The sequence below is a fragment of the Gluconacetobacter entanii genome (assembly GCF_003206495.1).
GTDB lineage: Bacteria > Pseudomonadota > Alphaproteobacteria > Acetobacterales > Acetobacteraceae > Novacetimonas > Novacetimonas entanii.
On sequence record NZ_NKUF01000027.1, the window covers coordinates 19,613 to 38,147 of the forward strand.

At 57.3% G+C, this 18,535-nt stretch carries 13 protein-coding genes and 1 pseudogene; 7 read left to right on the plus strand and 7 right to left on the minus strand.

Annotation, left to right across the window (positions count from 1 at the left end; genetic code table 11):
- Positions 1-10 precede the first annotated feature (10 nt).
- Complete coding sequence (locus CFR72_RS11535) at positions 11-199, minus strand: hypothetical protein (RefSeq protein WP_110914093.1); 189 nt, start codon at positions 197-199, stop codon at positions 11-13.
- Positions 200-440: 241 nt separating this feature from the next.
- On the opposite strand from CFR72_RS11535, the pseudogene recD2 reads away from it, so the two are divergent.
- From recD2 to CFR72_RS11570, 7 genes and pseudogenes are all read left to right on the plus strand, one after another.
- Positions 441-2,629, plus strand: a pseudogene (gene recD2 / locus CFR72_RS11540) (SF1B family DNA helicase RecD2).
- A gap of 160 nt (positions 2,630-2,789) precedes the next feature.
- On the plus strand, positions 2,790-3,428 hold the full coding sequence (locus CFR72_RS11545; protein WP_110914094.1) for a tyrosine-type recombinase/integrase: 639 nt from the start codon (positions 2,790-2,792) through the stop codon (positions 3,426-3,428).
- A gap of 8 nt (positions 3,429-3,436) precedes the next feature.
- Complete coding sequence (locus CFR72_RS11550) at positions 3,437-3,775, plus strand: type II toxin-antitoxin system Phd/YefM family antitoxin (RefSeq protein WP_208630026.1); 339 nt, start codon at positions 3,437-3,439, stop codon at positions 3,773-3,775.
- A complete protein-coding gene (locus CFR72_RS11555; protein ID WP_110914095.1) occupies positions 3,772-4,155 on the plus strand; it encodes a type II toxin-antitoxin system VapC family toxin in 384 nt (127 codons plus the stop codon). The genes CFR72_RS11550 and CFR72_RS11555 overlap by 4 nt, the downstream gene beginning before the upstream one ends.
- 119 nt (positions 4,156-4,274) lie before the next feature.
- Entirely contained in the window at positions 4,275-6,557 is a 2,283-nt protein-coding gene (locus tag CFR72_RS11560; protein WP_010516142.1) for a TerB N-terminal domain-containing protein, read from the plus strand.
- Entirely contained in the window at positions 6,554-7,957 is a 1,404-nt protein-coding gene (locus CFR72_RS11565) for an ATP-binding protein (protein WP_010516141.1), read from the plus strand. Before CFR72_RS11560 ends, CFR72_RS11565 begins: the two co-directional genes overlap by 4 nt.
- Positions 7,954-10,257 carry a DEAD/DEAH box helicase gene (locus CFR72_RS11570; RefSeq protein WP_110914096.1) on the plus strand — a complete coding sequence of 768 codons (2,304 nt, stop codon included), beginning with the start codon at positions 7,954-7,956 and terminating at the stop codon, positions 10,255-10,257. The genes CFR72_RS11565 and CFR72_RS11570 overlap by 4 nt, the downstream gene beginning before the upstream one ends.
- Positions 10,258-10,711: 454 nt before the next feature.
- Here the strand turns inward: CFR72_RS11570 and CFR72_RS18095 are convergent, their stop codons facing one another.
- The 6 genes from CFR72_RS18095 to CFR72_RS17825 form a co-directional block, all read right to left on the minus strand.
- A complete protein-coding gene (locus CFR72_RS18095; protein ID WP_238322040.1) occupies positions 10,712-12,379 on the minus strand; it encodes an ATP-binding protein in 1,668 nt (555 codons plus the stop codon).
- 9 nt (positions 12,380-12,388) lie between these two features.
- A complete protein-coding gene (locus tag CFR72_RS11580) occupies positions 12,389-13,756 on the minus strand; it encodes a DUF4297 family anti-phage-associated protein (RefSeq protein ID WP_244182269.1) in 1,368 nt (455 codons plus the stop codon).
- Positions 13,728-16,349, minus strand: coding sequence for an AAA family ATPase (locus tag CFR72_RS11585; RefSeq protein ID WP_110914097.1), 2,622 nt, complete (start codon positions 16,347-16,349; stop codon positions 13,728-13,730). Before CFR72_RS11585 ends, CFR72_RS11580 begins: the two co-directional genes overlap by 29 nt.
- Positions 16,346-17,455 carry a metallophosphoesterase family protein gene (locus CFR72_RS11590; RefSeq protein WP_019092363.1) on the minus strand — a complete coding sequence of 370 codons (1,110 nt, stop codon included), beginning with the start codon at positions 17,453-17,455 and terminating at the stop codon, positions 16,346-16,348. The genes CFR72_RS11585 and CFR72_RS11590 overlap by 4 nt, the downstream gene beginning before the upstream one ends.
- Positions 17,456-17,717: 262 nt before the next feature.
- Positions 17,718-18,185: a GIY-YIG nuclease family protein gene (locus CFR72_RS17250; RefSeq protein WP_146220720.1), complete on the minus strand. Its 468-nt coding sequence runs from the start codon at positions 18,183-18,185 to the stop codon at positions 17,718-17,720.
- Between the two features lie 78 nt (positions 18,186-18,263).
- Positions 18,264-18,535, minus strand: a 272-nt coding sequence (locus tag CFR72_RS17825; RefSeq protein WP_208630027.1) for a hypothetical protein, incomplete at its 5' end; no start/stop codon positions are given.

The window sequence follows — 18,535 nt, forward strand, 5'->3', positions numbered from 1 at the left end:
GGGGTATCCCTTACGGTCCGGAGCGGCGGCGCTGCTCCTTTTGCTGCGACCGGAACCAGTCCCGTGCCGCACGACGGGCCATGAGGCGGACAAGCGCCACAAGGCGCTGGTCGGGGGCATTGGGGCGCAGGATGAGCCGCAACTCGGGCTCTGGCGGCCGATATGCCGGGGCAATGGACTGGCTGGGTCTGTCCGTCATCGTCGCTCTCTTCCGACCGTAAGGCAAGGAAAACAGACACACGATCCGGGCAGATGACTGTTATTTCAATGGAAAACGGTAATACGAGAAGGCGTGCATGCACGTGCTCCAGAGTGCGGAATCGTAGTTATGGGTAGTCCCGGATAGCGGCGCGTCGTACAAATATTGGCTTACGGCGGCATCACGGAAGGGGAGGGCGAGTCATGAACGATACGGGAGTGCCGTTCTTCCGGCAGGTCGGATGAGCGGGCGCGCCATCGACTCTTCGCCCACGGAAGCGCTGGCTGGCCTCGTGGAGCGGGTGACGTTCCACAACGCCGAGAACGGCTTCTGCGTCCTGCGGGTGAAGGTGCGGGGGCAGCGCGATCTGGTCACCGTTGTCGGCCATGCCGCAATGATCTCGGCAGGCGAGTTCGTGCAGATGTCGGGGCGCTGGTTCAACGACCACACCCACGGGTTGCAGTTCAAGGCGGAGTTTCTCAAAGCCAGTCCGCCGACCACGGTTGAGGGGATCGAGCGCTATCTTGGCTCCGGCATGATCCGGGGCATCGGTCCGGTCTACGCGAAGAAGCTGGTGAAAGCGTTCGGCGAGGCGGTGTTCGACCTGATCGAGCAGGAACCTGGACGCCTGCGGGAGGTGACGGGCATCGGCCCCAAGCGTGCCGAACGGATCGTCGCCGGTTGGGCGGACCAGAAGGTGATCCGCGAGATCATGCTGTTTCTGCACAGCAACGGCGTCGGCACCTCGCGGGCGGTGCGTATCTTCAAGACCTACGGGCAGGACGCGGTCAAACTGATCAGCGAGAACCCCTACCGGCTCGCGAAGGACATCCGGGGGATCGGATTCAAGACCGCTGACCAGATTGCCCGGAAGATGGGGATCGCACCCGACGCAATGATCCGGGTGAGGGCAGGAATCTCCTACGCGCTTGGCGAGGCCATGGATGAAGGGCATTGCGGTCTGCCTGTGGGAGAGTTGCTGACCAGTACCGCCGAACTGCTGGAGGTCGCCACTCCTCTGATCGAGATGGCCCTCGCGCTGGAACTGGAAGCGGGCGACGTGGTGGCCGACAGCGTGGGCGATACGGGCTGTATCTTCCTGGCTGGTCTCTATCGTGCCGAGCAGAGCATCGCCGAGCGGTTGCGCGCCTGTGCCATTGGCCGTCCACTCTGGCCTGACATCGACGCTGAAAAGGCCATGACCTGGGTGGAAGGCAAGACCGGGCTGGCTCTGGCCCCCAGAGCCAGCAGGAAGCAGTGCGTCTTGCCCTGCACAGCAAGGTGCTGGTGATTACCGGCGGTCCTGGCGTCGGCAAGACCACGCTGGTCAATGCCATTCTCAAGATCGTGACGGCCAAGGGCACGGATGTGCAGCTTTGCGCCCCGACCGGAAGGGCGGCGAAGCGTCTGTCGGAAAGCACCGGGCTGGAAGGCAAGACGATCCATCGCCTGTTGGAGACAGACCCGGCCACGGGGAGCTTCAAGCGGGACGATACCAACCCGCTGACCTGCGATCTTCTGGTCGTGGATGAGGCCAGCATGGTCGATGTGCTTCTGATGCGCTCCCTGCTACGCGCATTGCCTGACAACGCCGCGGTGCTGATCGTCGGCGATGTGGACCAGTTGCCTTCTGTTGGACCGGGACAGGTGCTGGCCGACATCATCGGCTCCGGCGCTGTCCCTGTGGTGCGGCTGACCGAGGTGTTCCGTCAGGCGGCACAGAGCCGCATCATCACCAATGCGCATCGGATCAACGAGGGCAGGATGCCCGAACTGAGCGCGGAAAAGGGATCGGATTTCTACTTCGTGGAGGCGGCCGAGCCCGAGGTCGGGCTGCGCAAGTTGCTGGCCGTAGTGAGGGATCGCATCCCGGCGCGGTTCGGGCTGGACCCTGTTCGCGACGTGCAGGTGCTTTGCCCGATGAACCGGGGTGGCCTTGGGGCGCGGTCGCTAAATATCGAATTGCAGCAGGCGCTGAACCCGCCGGACGAGGTGAAGGTCGAGCGGTTCGGCTGGACCTATGGTCCGGGCGACAAGGTGATGCAGATCGCCAACGATTATGACCGGGATGTCTTCAATGGAGACCTCGGCGTTATCGGCAGGATCGATGTGGAAGAGGGCGAACTGACGGTCTCATTCGATGGTCGGGATGTCGTTTATGGCTTCGGCGAGTTGGACGAACTGGTGCTGGCCTACGCCACCACCATCCACAAGAGCCAGGGATCGGAATACCCGGCGGTGGTGATCCCGCTGGTGACCCAGCACTACGCCATGCTGGCGCGGAACCTGCTCTATACCGGCGTGACACGGGGAAGGAAGCTCGTCGTATTGGTGGGGCAGAAGAAGGCGCTTGCCATCGCTGTGCGCAACCAGGGCGGGCGGCGGCGGTGGTCGAAGCTCAGGGAATGGCTTGCGGGTAGTTTTGCATGACGGAGCGATGCCTCCATGTCGGCTTCCGCCTCATCTCGGTCATAAGCAGAGCCGTTCAAGTTTCCGGAAAGCGGACGGTCTGCAATAGTCCTCGTTATCCGCTGATATCCTCGTCCAAACTTCTGATTGCTGCATTTGCAATTGATCAGGAGAAAGTATCATGGAGAAGAAAACACGTTTTCCATCACCTACGTTGAAGGCGTCCGTGCCCTGGAATGTAGGAAAAATGGTTGGCGCCAAGCGGGCACTCAAAGAAAAGCACGTCTGGGCTATTCGGTTCTGGCTCGGGAGCGAACAGCGTGTCAGAGACAGAGCGTTGTTTGATCTTGCTCTCGATAGTAAACTCAGAGGCTGCGATCTTGTCAGCCTTCGTATCGGCGACATCGTTACCAGCGGTCAGGTGCACTGCCGAGCCATGGTCGTCCAGCAGAAAACTCGGCGACCTGTACAGTTTGAAATTACAGAAACAACGCGGGAAAGCGTGCGGGCGTGGCTGGAGCATCGAGGTGGTGGCTTGAGTGAGTATGTTTTTCCAAGTCGCCTAAGCGCCAAAGCTCACCTGAGCACACGGCAATACGCCCGGCTTCTGGATCAATGGGTTCAGGCGATAGGACTTATCCCCGGGGAATATGGAACTCATTCGCTCCGCCGGACTAAGGTTGCCATGATTTACAAACGAACCGGCAATATCCGGGCGGTGCAGATCCTGCTGGGTCATTCAAAACTGGATAGTACGGTTCGATACCTTGGGGTGGATGTAGAGGACGCTCTGGCACTGTCGGAAGCCACTGATCTCTGAAATCGAATATGCCTCAGGAATTCTCTACCTCCTCCTTGTGTGTACATGATATGATGACACATAAGGAGGAGACCATGAGCGAGCATCTTTCAGATAACGCAGCATCCCCACAGAAAATCGGTGTTCGGGAGTTCCGGGGAAACCTGACAGCGTATCTGCGTCAGGTCAGGCAGGGCAGTACGATCCTCGTGACGTCTCATGACGAGGTTGTGGCTGAACTGCGGCCGCCGGCTCCTTCCTATCGCCCCCGCCGTCAGCCAGGAGCTCTTCGAGGACGGATCAGAATGAGCGAAGATTTTGATGAAACACCACCGGACATTCTTGAGAGCATGGAACGCGACTTGTGAAGGTTCTGCTCGATACGCATGCGTTGCTGTGGTGGCTTTCGGCCTCCGACCGGCTGGGTGAGAATGCACGGGAGATTATTGCAGATCCAGTCCACGATATTCTGGTGAGTATGGTGTCATTATGGGAGATTGCGATCAAAATCCGTATCGGAAAACTGGATGCGGATATGAACGATATTCTGGCAGCCATTCCTGCGGAAGGTTTCTCTCTACTACAAATACAACCCGAACACTTGCAGATCCTTATGTCTTTGCCTCTGCATCATCGTGATCCGTTTGACCATCTCCTGATGGCGCAGGCGCAAGCTGAACACGCTACATTCCTTTCGGAAGACGGACAAATGGATCAGTATTCTATTGAAAGAATCCGATGTTCCTGATGGTGTGAACAGAATAGCCGTGATCTATTCTGATTTCCATTTGCCGCAGGAGATAGTTGCTGCAGGGTAAGAATGGTGTCTACTATTTGAAAAAATGGCGAGCATTCCGTGAGTAGAACATGTTTTCTTGGCTAAAACGCATTTTCAGCGGATCCGAAATTTCGGACACGACTAATGAGGCGACCAGGAAAGAGACTATCGCCTCGTCATCTACACACAGCCCCTCGCTTCATACCCAACATGCATTTCTCAATGATGAGGAGAAATTAGAACGGTATGGACAATCACGGAGCCACAAGAAGGACGATGCACGCTGGGTGCTTCCCGGCGAAAAAGTCACGGCCCATGGCTTGGAGATCGCTGATGGCATGGTCTATGTCGGCAACTTTCTGACGGCAGCGCCGAACGGAGGGTGGAATGCCGACACTCCAGCGCCTTGTCTTATCCGGCCATCGCTCAAGGTCGCGTCTGGAGTGCCACAAACGAACTTGGATCTGGGCTATTGGCCCTCCTATACTGATATCACACCCAATCAGCGATTGACTTACCTGCTTTGGCTGGCGAGCGGGAAATCCGACACGAGTTACCCAATGGGATATCCCTTTCTTTACTTCTATGGGCTCGAACGTCGCCTGATAGCCGATAGTCCTTCGATTGACGAAGAGGTGTTATTAATAGCTGAAGTAAAGCGCCTGCGTGAACTTTTCGGACATAACAGTTCTTTTGTAAATTACAGCACTGAGCTACTCAATTTTGTCGAAATGAAGCATGCCGTTACGGATATACCGAGAGTGGAGGCATGGAAGCCAGATCTCGCAGCTTTGGGAAATCATATGTCTCCATTGCTTCAAGCTAAATTAGGTCTGCACGCATTGAGAGGTATGCCGCTGGATGTCGACCTCGCCATAGCAGGTATTCTATCCTTACCTCCTCACTTAACCGGTTTATGGCCACGCATTGCAACGACACGAGCACGTCCGGAGTTCATTGAACTCACGCGACATCGTTTCAATCAGAAATTTCCGCACGGCTTTCGACTCAGAGATAAAAAAGAGAGCCGCCTTGATTTGAACTATCGGTCGGCGAGTCAGTATCTCCATAGCTCAATAAAATTTGAAGGCATCGATCGCCTTCCTGATCCAGCGCAATTGACGTGGACCAAAATGATCAAGCTATGTGAAGGGGCGCGTGAGGATCTGTCTGCATTTGCCAAGGTCGTTGGCAAGGAACGTGAACGTGCCGACAGTATGGCCGCCGCCTTGATGCTGCCTGCGGAACTTGGGGAAAGAGAAACTGTTCGTTCTTTCAGAGCCTGGCTGGATGACTTGCCTCAACCTCTTGCCGATGTGCCGCTTGAAGAACTGGTCCCGCGGTGCTTTGGTTCTGGCAAGGCAGCCTCGGGTCTTCGGCAAGCTCGTGACATGTCCGCCATGCTGGCACGAGTAGGTTACGGCATGGAACCGGATCCAACCTACGGTGGGACCAAGCCAGGTGAGAATATAATTCTATTCCGCATTGGCGATGCTCAAGGCCAGCTAACACCCGTCGGTGCCGACTTCCGCACGGCAGCCCTGATCATGACTGCCATTGGCCCGGCAGCCAAAGCTCTGACTTTAGGCCAAAAGCTGGTCGATGCTCTCACCACACGGCTGCAACTCACCCCGCACGAAACGAAACGATTGACGGCCCGTCTGCGCCTGCTTCCGAAACGCTTGCCAACACTTGGCCGCCTTAAAACCATCGTAGAGAGTATAGAACCCGAGCAACAAACCACTATTGCCTCGCTGGCTGCTTCAGCCGCCCTAACGATAGGCGAAACCGATCAAGACATGATGGTGGCTTTGGAGCGGCTTTACGAGGCTGTTGGTCTCGGCCGACGAGAACTCTATACTGTCCTGCACCAGGGTAATGCCGCTGCGGCATCCTGCGCTTCGGAACCAATTGTGATCGAGGATGGTAAATCGCGGAGACGTGGTCATCGGATCCCAGCACCTCCCTCGAAAGCAAAATCCCAGGAGGGTATCGTCATTGACATGAGCAAGGTTGGCGTCATCCTGCGTGAGACTAAGGAAGTCGAGGAAATCCTGGCACCCATCTATGAGGACGAGGCTGCTGAAATTCCGGTTCCTGCAGCCGTTACGCCCACTTTGGAACGGGAAACGAGGTTCGTCGGACTTGGCCATGACCAGGCCCGTCTGCTTGAGGCTCTGGTCACCCAACCGGAATGGCCACGCTCCGGGTTTGAGGCCAAAGCACACGAACTCGGGTTGATGCCGGATGGCGCGCTCGAAGCCATCAACGAGTGGTCCTATGATAAGTTCGATGAAGAACTTATCGAGGACGGTGACCCTTTGATTATCAATATGGCGCTCCTTGCTGACGCGCCGGGAGCAGCATCATGACCACCCTCAGTATCGCAGCTTCAGACGGCACGCGCACCGCCGCGCAGAAAATCAAGCCCAAGGACCGCGATGGTGTCATTCAGGCGCTTCGTGCAGGTGTCGTGCCACGTTCAGGCATCCAGTTAGTTCAGGTCGGTCGCGCAGGCGAAGTCAACCAGGTGGTGCAGGACGTCAAACGCATCGCGGACGGAGGTTCTGCGGTTCGTTTCATCATCGGCGACTATGGAGCGGGCAAGACTTTCTTCCTTAACCTGGCCCGTTCTATTGCCATGCAAAGCAAGCTGGTAGTGGCTCACGCAGATTTATCCCCTGATCGTCGCCTGCATGCCAGCGGGGGCCAGGCCCGCAGTCTTTATGCAGAACTCATGCGTAACATGGCTACCCGCACCAAGCAGGACGGAGGGGCTCTGGCAAGTGTAGTCGAACGTTTCATCATGGAGGCACAGGCTTCAGCCAAGGCATCAGGTCGCAAGATCGGAGACGTCATTCAGGAAAGGTTGCTCCCCATTCAGGAACTTGTTTCCGGCTATGACTTTGCAACCGTCATAGAATGCTACTGGCGCGCTTTCGAAGAAGGGAGCGAGAGTGGAAAGGCGGCGGCACTTCGCTGGCTCCGTGCTGAGTACACGCTCAAAACCGAGGCTCGGGAGGCGCTCGGCGTACGCTCGATCATCGACGATGCCTCGGTTTACGACTACCTGAAGGTCATGAGCCGCTTTGTGACCCTGGCAGGATATTCGGGTTTTCTGGTCATGCTTGATGAATGCGTGAACCTGTTCAAGCTGGTCAGTGCCCAATCACGCAATGCCAACTACGAGCAGATTCTCCGTATCGTGAACGATGTGCTCCAGGGCTCGGCTGAATCCCTCGGCGTCTATTTCGGCGGCACACCCGAATTCCTGATGGACAGCCGCCGGGGCCTCTATTCCTACGAAGCGCTGCGATCCCGCCTGGCTGAAAACAGCTTTGCCCGCAATGGTCTGGTCGATCTTTCCGGTCCGGTCATCCGGCTTCAGAGCCTGACCCCCGAAGACCTCTACATTCTGCTTGGTAAATTGCGGCATGTGTTCGCCTATGGCGACCAGGACCGTTACCTGGTGCCAGATGAGGTTTTCAAGGCCTTTATGACTCACTGCAACCAGAAGATTGGTGAGTCCTATTTCCGGACACCGCGCAACACCATCAAGGCTTTCCTCGACCTGCTCGCCATTCTGGAACAGAACCCGCAGGCTCAGTGGCAGGGTCTGGTGAACCAGGCTGAGATCGCGCCGGACGCGCCGTCGGCGGGCGGAGATATTATCGATGACGACAAAAAAGATGCGCCTGGTGCGGCTGGTTCTTCAACAACTGGCTCCACTCAGACCTCGCCCGACGATGATCTGGCGGACTTCAGGCTTTGAACGACGCACCGTCTGACCCATTCGGGCAAACTTCCGGTAACGGTGCGTCGACGTCTTTCGATCTGCTGCACGAGAAAGTCCGGCGCTGGATCTGGCATCAGGGCTGGACCGAACTTCGTGATATCCAGGAACGATCCATTCCGGTTCTGCTGGAAGGACAGCGGGATCTCATTATCGCGGCCGGGACAGCAAGCGGGAAGACCGAGGCGGCCTTCCTGCCGATTGTTTCGCGACTGGCTACAGATGAACGCAAACCCGGTGCGGGGTTTGAGGCCATTTACATCAGCCCCTTGCGCGCACTTATCAATGACCAGTTCGGTCGAATGGAGACACTTTGCGAAGAAGTGGAGATTCCTGTCTGGAAGTGGCACGGGGATGTGGCCAGCAGCGTCAAGGAAAGAGCACGCAAGCGGCCCCAGGGGATATTGCTGACTACACCAGAAAGTCTGGAAGCCATCCTCGTCCGACGAGGGAATGAAGCAAAGCGTCTGTTCGCTGCGCTAAGTTACATGGTGATCGACGAGATGCATGCCTTTATGGATGCAGAGCGTGGACGCCAACTGCAATCTCTGCTCAATCGTATCGAGATCGCCGCAGGACATCCAGTCGTTCGCGTAGGCCTTTCGGCCACCCTGGCCGACATGAGAACCTCAGCTGCTTTCTTACGGCCGCTTAATCCGGATGGCGTGGAGATATTGGAATCTCAAATGGGTAGCCAACCCCTGAAACTTCAGGTTCGCGGCTATATACAGCCACGCCTGAAGCAACGTGACGCGAATTCAGACAAGGGCGAGGCAACCGAGAGCACAGCAGACATAGAGATCGCGACACACCTCTTCGACACGCTCCGAGGGCATCGGAGTTTGATCTTTGCTGGCTCGCGACGGAATGTTGAACTGTACACTGCAAGATTACGTGGTCTTTGTGAAACATCGGGCGTGCCGGAGGAATTTTTCGCTCATCATGGTAGCTTATCGCGTGAGCACCGTGAGGAAGCCGAACGAAGGCTGAAAGAAGATGATCGACCAGGCTCCATTATCGCAACCACGACCCTCGAACTGGGCATCGATGTTGGCCACATTGATGCTGTGAGCCAGATTGGGCCTGGGCACACTGTTTCAGGCATGCGCCAGCGACTGGGGCGTTCTGGTCGGCGTGCGGGACAATCCTCAGTAATGCGGGTCTACACCACCGAGATGGCGATTGACGAACGCATCCATCCCATTGATGCCATGCGGCCGCGCACGGTGCAGACCATAGCCATGCTCAATCTGATGCTGAGGCGCTGGAATGAACCGCCTCAGATTGGGTGTTTGCATCTTTCCACGCTGATACAGCAAATTCTGGCACTGATTGCTCAACACGGCGGGCTGACAGTCAAACAGGGCTGGAACCGCTTGATCGAGAGTCGGGTATTTCCTGAAATTGATCAGGCTCTCTACATTGGTGTGCTGCGGCGAATGAAGCATCCGGAGGTTCAGCTTATTGAGCAGGCGCCAGACGGAACGCTTTTGCCAGGCGAAGAAGGCGAACGGGTCATCAATGACCGTGGGTTCTACGCCGTATTCATGACGCCTGACGAATTCAAGGTTATTACGGATCGCGGACGGAACCTTGGCACGCTGCCGGTCGATAGCCCGGTAATGCCGGAACAACTCATCATCTTCGCCGGACGTCGGTGGCGGGTGATCGAGCTCGACAATCAACGCCGGGAAATTTTGGTCACACGAGCGTATGGTGGCGTGCCGCCCAAATTCGGTGGCGAGGGCTTACCCCCCGCCGATGAGGTCGTAGCGGAGATGCGCCGGGTTTACGAGAGCATCGCCATTCCTCGCTTTCTCGACAAGATAGCTCTTGAATGCCTTACGGAAGCCAGAGTGACATTCGATAATCTTGGATTGCGGCATGCAGGTTTATATCGGCATGAGGACGAACTCCTGCTTTTCCCTTGGGTCGGTAATCGGGCTCAACTGGCCCTGGTGCTGGCGCTCGCCTCTCATGGCGTAAAGGCCAATTCGGAGGGTATCGCGGTCACAATTCCGGCTAAAGACGGAGGCAAACTGGTTGCCACCCTGAAAACTCTCGCTGAAAGGCCTGCGCCTGACGCGGAAGCTCTAGCCCGACTAGTGCCTGATATGAAGCGAGCAAAATATGACGCGTATTTAGGAGACGAATTGCTGGCGCGTTGTTACGCCAGTGAGCATATCGACGCGGCACGTGTACCGATTATTGCTGCTGACCTGCTCTCTAGATTGCCGGCAGAAGCAACGACAATTTTTGAAACTAAAGTGCCTCTATGATATGTTTGGGGTAGGCTGGTATGATGGATGATTCCAGAACGAAGCAGACAGGCGGCGTTCGCCTCTTCTCAGACATACATTTGCTCGAGTCACTTTCCGCGTAGCGGACATGAATCATCCAATGCTCTCCCGGCAAAGGCGGATAGCGGACTTGCGCATGCATTCTACCCGGTCGAGGTTCGAATTTCATCAGGCGGGCCGCACCGGAATCGGACGAGAACTACCTCTACGCCATAGCCCTCTAAAGCCTGCTTTTAGGACATCTCTGCCGTTCCGTTATGACTTGTCGAACGCCAGCTATAATTGCCAGAAGTCGGCGTACAACGCTCGCGCAGCCGACGTCGGACTTGGCTAGACGGTTGTCAGGCACGTACAAACACCACTTGCTAATTTGCGGATGATGCTCACAATAGTTGACAATCATCTTTTTCAGCTGCCGTTCGCCATCGCCTGACTATTGGCGCAACCACTCATCGCGGATCTTGTCGATCGCAAGTTCCTTCCATTGTTGCTGCCAAAGATCCCAGTAGGGAATGTCAGTCGATGCCGGAGCCACTGCGCAGACCTCGATCTGGACAACGGACGGCAGGGCGATCGATTCTCCGACCAGCAGCGCCTCGCCCTGCTTGAACGCCGGCATCTTGTCGATGAGCGTTCCCAGCGAGTCCGGCAGCAACTTGCGGACATAGCCTTGGTCGACCGGATTAGTCAGGCGCATGGCGATAAAGTTATTGCACTGTGAGAAGATCGTTTCAGAAATCTCAGATGGCCGCTGGCTCGCGAGAAGCAAGGTAACGCCATATTTGCGCCCCTCTTTGGCGATGCGCTCAATCGACATCTTTGACGCCCGGAACTTCGACAGTTCGCTGTTCGGCACATATTTGTGCGCCTCCTCGTAAACGAGAAGAATGGGCGCATCATTGTTGATCTTCTCCTGTGGATCGGCGGCGCAGCGCAGACGCTTGTAGAAGTAGCCATGCTCAAAGATCAGCCGCGAGATCAGCGAGACCGTGATGCTCAAAACCTCGAATGGGACGCCGCTCAGATCGATGACGGTGACGTTTTGCTGCTTGCCCGTGCTGTAGCCGAGAATGGATCGGAGCGTTTCCTCGAAAGAGATCGACTTGGATTTCTCGCCAAGGAAGAAGTCGAGACGCCGGTCGTTGATCTTGCTTTCGAGACGATTCACAAAGTTGGTGAGCCGCCCATAGAGGCTGCCTTGCGTAAGCTTCGGCTGCCCGGCTTTCTCCTTGTTACTCGCTGCATACACCTCGCCGCTGTCGACCATCTCGGTGTTGCGAAAGTTGGCGTGGTCCAGAACGTCGCGAATGTCGAACGGGAGCGGTGTGTCCAGATGGATTCGGTTCTTGTCGCCTTCTCCTCCCGTGAAGTGCGCCTTACGGCTCTGGATCACGGCATCCTTGAACACGTTGCGCTGATTGTGATCGTTCGCTTCGGTGTCGAGGAAGAACTCCTCCAACTCCTCACCGTTCAGCATCCAGTAGGGGAGAATCAGGCTGGCGCTGTCGATGAAATTCGCCTCCGGAAAGGCCGCACGGTATTCTGAATGAATATCGAAAATGATCACGTGCGAGTTGTTCAGCGTATATTCGCCCGTCGCCCCGACCGCCTTCTGGACGATCTTTGCGACGGTGTGGGACTTACCTGAGCCCGTGGAACCGACCACCGCAATATGCTTGTTGAAGAATTTGTTCCCGTCGACGGGAACCTCGACCTCTTTGTTCGTCGCAAGCCTCGAGAAGCAGAAGCGATCCTTCACGGGCAACGAGCTGCCATAGATCAGGCGGATATCGCCGATCGTCGCGGGCTGGACCGTTTTCGGCGGGATCGCGAGGGCGTCTCCGCCGCGCTCAAACTTCTGATCGCGTAGAATGCCGAGCGGAAAAGCCTCGATCACATAGTCTTGGCTGCCGTCGTCGCGTGCCTGAATCTGGAAGTTCTCAATGATGGCGACCAGTACCGCATTCTCGTTGTCGGCGATCTTCAAATAAGAGCCGACGCGGAGAGACTCCTCAGCAATCCTAAAATTTTCGAGGTCATCGACGACGATCTTGACCTTGTTAGGAAAGACCGCGACGACTTCCGCTTTAACATCACTCATACCCATCCCCTAAATGATTTTGTTGATATCTTCGTATTTTGGAATCTGGAATCGAGTGTGGCTGATGGCACCGTCACCAAAGTCTTCAACCGGCTCACTGCGATAGAATTCATAGATCTCCCGCGAGCGCTGGAACGACAGAAAGGTCTGCCGCGCCTCCGCCAGATTGCAGAATAGCCTCAGGAGCGGACCTGCGTCGGCGGATGCGGGACGGGAGATCGATCCGGCGTCGAACTGGGCCCCCTTGAAATCATAGCCGTCAACGAAGCGAACGTCTTCATTGTGCAGCTCCTGCTTGAGGCCGGCAAGTTCGCTATCGTTGATGCCGACGAGTAGTACGTAGGGTGAGAAGGGCTTTGCATCTCGCTTGGAGAGCTTGGAGTATTTCCGAGAGATAGTCTTCAGAAGCGTTTTGACCACGTTCCGGCTGTAGGTGTCGCCAGCCGGATGGATTATAAAAAGCCGGTCGACCGGAGACACATTGACGCCCGCTGCGAAAAATTCGTTGCGCAGCCCGCGATAATATTTGGCCGTACCGAGCTTGGCGATAAACCACTCATCAAAGAGATACGAAGATGTATCTATTCGCTTTATGAAGGCTGTCTTCGTTGTGACGCGCAAAGCCTCGTCCGGCTCGATCGCTAGTTCTTTGATCACCCGCAGGGCGCTGTTATAATAGAAAAATTCGGCCGCGAACGGAGAGCAGACGAACTGTTTGACAAGACCCCCTATGATCGCTTGAAACTGATCATCGAATTTCGCTGCATTTACGTCGATCGAGAGAAGTTTCAAGAATTCCTCAAGCTCTGCGTCACTGACACCAAGCTCTTCGTGCTTTTTAACCGTCTTATCTTTTGATGTGGTTGTAAGAAAATTGGTCTTGAGGAACCCGATATCGAATGGAAGCACCAACTTGTCTTGCCCAGACGCAAAATGGCCGCTGAGCTGGTAATGGATCGCTGGACGGCCGGCGGTGAGGCCCGCTTTATAGTGCGTGAGCATGAACATGATAGCGGGTTTGATAACTGAATGATTATACTCGGATTTCTCATAATATTTGCACTGGACGGCGGTCGTTTCTGTAGCGGTGTGGACGTCGATATCCTCGATGCATTCGATCGCCACCGTGTCATTCGCACCGCATAGCTCTAGGATGCTGAGGATCGAACGATCGAATTGATAGAAATAGCCAGAAATTGTCGAAACTGCGCTCCGATCGGACACCATTACCCCCTGCGGTGATCTGCCACGCGGACCTCGCGTCCGCATTCGTTTGTCTTCGGAATTCTCGTTTTTCGGCCTCTTCCGTTTCTCGATGATCGCATATCGGCGATTGATGACTTCATAGTTACAACGCGATCCGATTTCCAGCGACATGTCTGAAGGCGCGATCACGGCAGGTGAGAAGGACGACCTGCATGCGGGTCGCGGCCTCCGACAGAATCTCGATCATCGTGTCGAGACGGGCATCGTCGGAATAGACCAGCGGATCGTCGAGGATCAGTGATACGGGATTTCCCTGCTCCAACAGCATGTCTGCAAATGCAATCCGTGTAAGGACGGCAAGCTGCTCTTGCGTGCCGCGCGACAGGCTCGAGCAACTTTCGTCCACGCCCGCACGGATCACGCTTTCAAGACCGAGATCCTCCGAAAAAGTGAGCTCGCATCCAGGAAGCAGGCGCTCGATATGACGCTTGGCCCGCGCCGCCACCGGACCGACAAATTTCGCCGACGTCTCGTTACGGGCGGCGTCGAGGGTGCTCCGCAGCGCTTTGAGCGTTTCCGCTTCATCGGTGACACGCTGAAGAGCAAGACTAGCCACCTCGACTTCCTCGGAGGCCGCAGCGGTCCGATCGGCGAGGCCGAGCCCGCCTTCGCTCTCGATTGTCCCTTCAAGACGCGCGATATCGGTCTCGAGCCGCGTGCGGGTCTCCCCAGTCGTGCGTGCCTTTGCATCGATCAATTCGATCTTGCGCGTAATGGCCGCGACGTCGTGTGCAGAAGCATCGCGGAGTGCGTCTTCAACCTTGACCGAAGCCTCGGCGGCCTGTTCGCGCGTCTTGACCAGATCTTCGGTAAGCGTCGCCCATTCAGGTCTCCGCTCGATCGTCTCGAGTGCGCTGACAGCGTTGGCGACGTCACTCGTTGCCCTAGCTTCTGCCGTCACAAGCGGTGCTTCCTCCTGCTCGGCGCGACGCAGGGCCTCGATGGCGCTGTCCTGAGCCCCTTCGGCCCGGGCTGCGGCGCTATCGGCCGTCTCCATCGCCTTCGTGAGCGCCGCGATATCGGGAAGCTCCTCGCCCCCTACAGCTTCTTCCTCGCCGAACTCGGCGACAAACAGCTTGAGCGCGGCGGATCCAGCGGCGAGCTGAAGGACATCGTCGGCGGACGTGGCCGCTTCTATGCGCACCTCCAGAGTTCGCAGGTCGGCTGCGGCATCTCTGGCGATCTCGTTGCGGGCTCTGGCGGCCGCAAGATCGACGACACCGAGATCGTCGAGTGCCGTTTTCCGCTTACGAAGCGCAGACGCCAAGGCCTCCGCAGCGCTGGCGGCAGACGTCGGCGGCGTTATCTGAAGCTCGGCGGCGCCGAAGCAGATTTGGACCTCGCGATCGAGGGCGCGTGCGCCGAGGGCCATTGGCTTGCCATCGATCGTGATGCCGTCCGCTGAGCCGGACAATGCAATCCGGGTCGCGCCGGCGTTCACCACCGCTTGCGCTTCCGCAACGGCTCGATCATGCGCTTCAAGCGACGTGAGCACTTTCGGGGCAATCGCTGTATCGGAGAGCGCCTTTACGGTGCTGTGTTGTTCCTCAAGCTTCAGCAGGTCGGCATGCCGCCGGCGGGCAGCCTGGATTGCGGCACCGCGACGGCTTTGTCGGATACGCTCTTCGCCTTCAGCCAGGGCCGTTCGCGCGGCTTGGCGCTCCATGCGCGCGAAATCGAGCGAGGTGCGCGCATCCACCACCTTCTGCTTCGCCGCCGACAATGCGTCGGCAAACCCGAGACGCTGTTCGCGTGCGTGGGCCAGGGCAGCGTCCGCATGCGTCCGGGCCCGCGTCGCGTCGTCATGGCGCTGCCGAAGGTCCGCGAGCGCCTTCACCTTTGCGTTGATTGCTTCCTGCTCGGCACGACGGGTGGTGAGGATCTGGGCCGCCGCTCGTGCGATATCGAGCGAAGCAACCAGACCGCTACGCGTCTGCGCGTCCGTGTTGTCCGCCATCTCGCGCTGGATGATCTTCAGGCGGGAACGAGCCGCCTCGACATCTGAGAAGCTGCGCTCCAGCATGGCCAGTCGATCCGCCGCTTCGCGCGCCGTGGTCTTGGCGGCCTCAAGCCGCTCACGCGCTTCGGTCTGTCGGCCACGCTTCTGGCCGGTCGGGGTCCAGTAGAGCTCATATTGAGCCTCGACCCGATCCCTGACACGGCGATAGGCAGCGCCGCCCATGATCGACCCGACCTCCGTCTCGAGCTCGGAGGTGACGCTGTCGCGCACGATTTGGCCGGGCGCGGTCACGGACAAGGCCTCGGTCTGGGCGACCCAAAGCAAACCGAGCGCGCCATAAGTCGCGACATCACCGCCCCGACTCGTGTCGCGGACCGAACCGAGCAGCGCATTTAAGCGCGCCTCGGCCTCCTCTCCTTGCGCACGGCCCTGAGGCCCCGAGACCTCGACCGATGCGCTGCGCAAGAAATGCTTGGTGACCGACCAAGGCGCACCATCGACATCGAAAACGACTTCGACCTCAGGACCGACCGCATCGCCATGTGGCGCGAAGGATTGGGCCAGCTGATTGCGCGTGTTGAAGCGGACGAAGAAGGCCGCGCGCAAGGCCTCGAGAAGCGTCGACTTGCCCGTCTCATTTGGCTCGATGACGACGTTGAGGCCGTCGGTAAGGCCCTCGATAACGACGGGTGCGCGGAATTTCCGGAAATTCTTCACCGCGATGCGACGAATGACGAGGCTCATGCCAGCTCCTCCCGGCTATATTCAACGAAGAGGCGCTCAAGGGCCCGCTTCGCGACCGCCGCATCCACGCCGCCGCTTTCGATTCTGGTATTAAGCATCGCCGCCGCCGCCCCGAGCATGCCCTCGACGGCCAAGTTCGCAATGTCTTCTTCGCTCGGCCGACCCACCAGATCGTTCGCGCGCACGTCGAGATACCGCAGCTGATGGCCGATATCGTTTTCGAGCCGACCCAGCATGCCAATCCGGTCGCCAAGACTGGTGATACCAGCCAGCGTAAGGCGCAAAAGCGTTGTGGGCGCGTCGATCGCGCCGAGGAGCAATTCGCACTCGGCATCGAACGCTGCCTGGTCACTGACCATCCAATCCCGCAAAAGCCATTGGAAGCGGCCCGTCCGGATCGGCGTGACGGACGGCTCCGTACCGGTCGACAGCTCGACGATGAGGGCCTGTCCGGGATCGTCCCGCTGGAAGCGGTCGACTTCGGGTGTGCCTGCATACCAGGTGCGACCATCGACGCGGAGTGTCCCATGCCAGTCACCGAGCGCCAGATAGTCGAGGTTCGATCGACGTGCGCGATCGGGCGCGATCTGGTTCTTCGTTTCGCCTTGCGAGCCGAAGTCGCGGATCGAACCGTGTGCGAGGCCAATACGCAGGGTGGCGCCGGGCGTCTCCATGGAGTCGAAACGGGCAGTGGGATCTTCGAGATTGTGGCGATGCTCAAGCGGGGCGGGCAGCAGCCAGACACCGGGTTTCATCTCAACTGGCTCGGGCGTCGATAAGATGACGATGTTCTCGCTCACTCGTTGACGGACGCGATCCCATAATCCGCCATTGCGAGCGAAATCATGGTTGCCCGGAAGCAGCCACCAGCGACAGCTATGGCGGCTCATCCGGGATATAGCTTGGATGATCGTCCGGTCCTCCGGACCTTCGGTGTCGAAGATGTCGCCGGCAACGACGACGTGCTCTGCCCCGTAGTCGACCGCCGTGCGCCCAAGTGTGTCGATTGCATCGAACCGCGCCTCGCTAAGGCCGGCCCGGACTTCGGGCTCGAATCGCCCATACGGTTTGCCAAGTTGCCAGTCAGCAGAATGAATGAATTTCAAAATATCTACCCCTAGTCAGGCGCTCAAAATCCCCGCTAGGCGCGAGAAGCTCTTGCCTCTAACTTAACCGGTCGGACATTGCTCGGCACCCCAGAAATGTACGCTGTAAATGACTTTTTGAATGACCTGCCTGGAACGCACAACTGTCTGCCTGCCGGATTACGTGCGAATGGCCGGTTTCGCCTTCATTTGAGACGCCGGGGCGCGACCTCATGCTTCCTCGAAGCGGACGTGGTTTGTGGCGCGCGAGGAACAGTCTCCGTCAATCCTTAAGCGGTTCAGCAAACTCATCCCCCTTCCGGTTTCCGCGACGGTTCCACTTCGGCTTGATGGCCCGGATCAGCCCTTCTTCTAAACCGGCCACAAGATCAACGGGCAATACGCCATTCAGCTTGAGGTCCTTTTCAGGCATAATCACATAAACATCGACGCCCATGCCGCGAGAGAGCGTTTTCAGAACCGCTTCTCGGATACGACTGGCTGTTCGCAGGTTTTTTGAACTTTCATAGTGTCGAAATCGCCTGTGCAGACCATGCTGCGCCGAACCAACATAAAGAACTTCCTGTCCTACAGCATACGCGTAAACGCTCGGCTTGCGTGGCACAGGATTTATCCCTTGGAATGCCATTAACCCATTCTCAGCCGGCAGCCATACCCCGATATGCACAAAGCCGCCAGCGAGAAGCTGATCGACACATCCTGATAAGCAAGACGACAAAGCTTGATTCATCGAGCGACCTTAGGGGGCTTTATACCCCTGATAAGAGAACATTATTCGCGTTTGGCAGATCGTCCGCGCCACAAACTGTTAGGCTTTGCCCCTGACAGAGAGCATGGCCTCATAGGCCTGAGTGCGACGGCTCTCTGTATTAGCGATACGAACATTGATTGAACGGTAGAAAGATAGAAAAATATACGCGGCTCTCGCCGTCACGTCGGTCGTAAAAGCGATGGAAACCGCCATCTCAGAACAGACATCATTGAGGTGGTCCCGTCCGTTCGGACAGCTTTGTGGGCTTGATAAGCTATACCCGGTTGTTGTTATGCCGCCCTTCTGACAGCGTTGCTGTTGGCCATCTG

Bases quoted from the DNA above. Each gene is read 5' to 3' on its own strand.
- CFR72_RS11550 (WP_208630026.1), top strand. From the start codon at position 3,437: ATGCCTCAGGAATTCTCTACCTCCTCCTTGTGTGTACATGATATGATG.
- CFR72_RS11545 (WP_110914094.1), top strand. From the start codon at position 2,790: ATGGAGAAGAAAACACGTTTTCCATCACCTACGTTGAAGGCGTCCGTG.
- CFR72_RS11560 (WP_010516142.1), top strand. From the start codon at position 4,275: ATGTTTTCTTGGCTAAAACGCATTTTCAGCGGATCCGAAATTTCGGAC.
- CFR72_RS11585 (WP_110914097.1), bottom strand. From the start codon at position 16,349: ATGAGCCTCGTCATTCGTCGCATCGCGGTGAAGAATTTCCGGAAATTC.
- CFR72_RS17250 (WP_146220720.1), bottom strand. From the start codon at position 18,185: ATGAATCAAGCTTTGTCGTCTTGCTTATCAGGATGTGTCGATCAGCTT.
- CFR72_RS11535 (WP_110914093.1), bottom strand. From the start codon at position 199: ATGACGGACAGACCCAGCCAGTCCATTGCCCCGGCATATCGGCCGCCA.
- CFR72_RS11580 (WP_244182269.1), bottom strand. From the start codon at position 13,756: ATGTCGCTGGAAATCGGATCGCGTTGTAACTATGAAGTCATCAATCGC.
- CFR72_RS18095 (WP_238322040.1), bottom strand. From the start codon at position 12,379: ATGAGTGATGTTAAAGCGGAAGTCGTCGCGGTCTTTCCTAACAAGGTC.
- CFR72_RS11565 (WP_010516141.1), top strand. From the start codon at position 6,554: ATGACCACCCTCAGTATCGCAGCTTCAGACGGCACGCGCACCGCCGCG.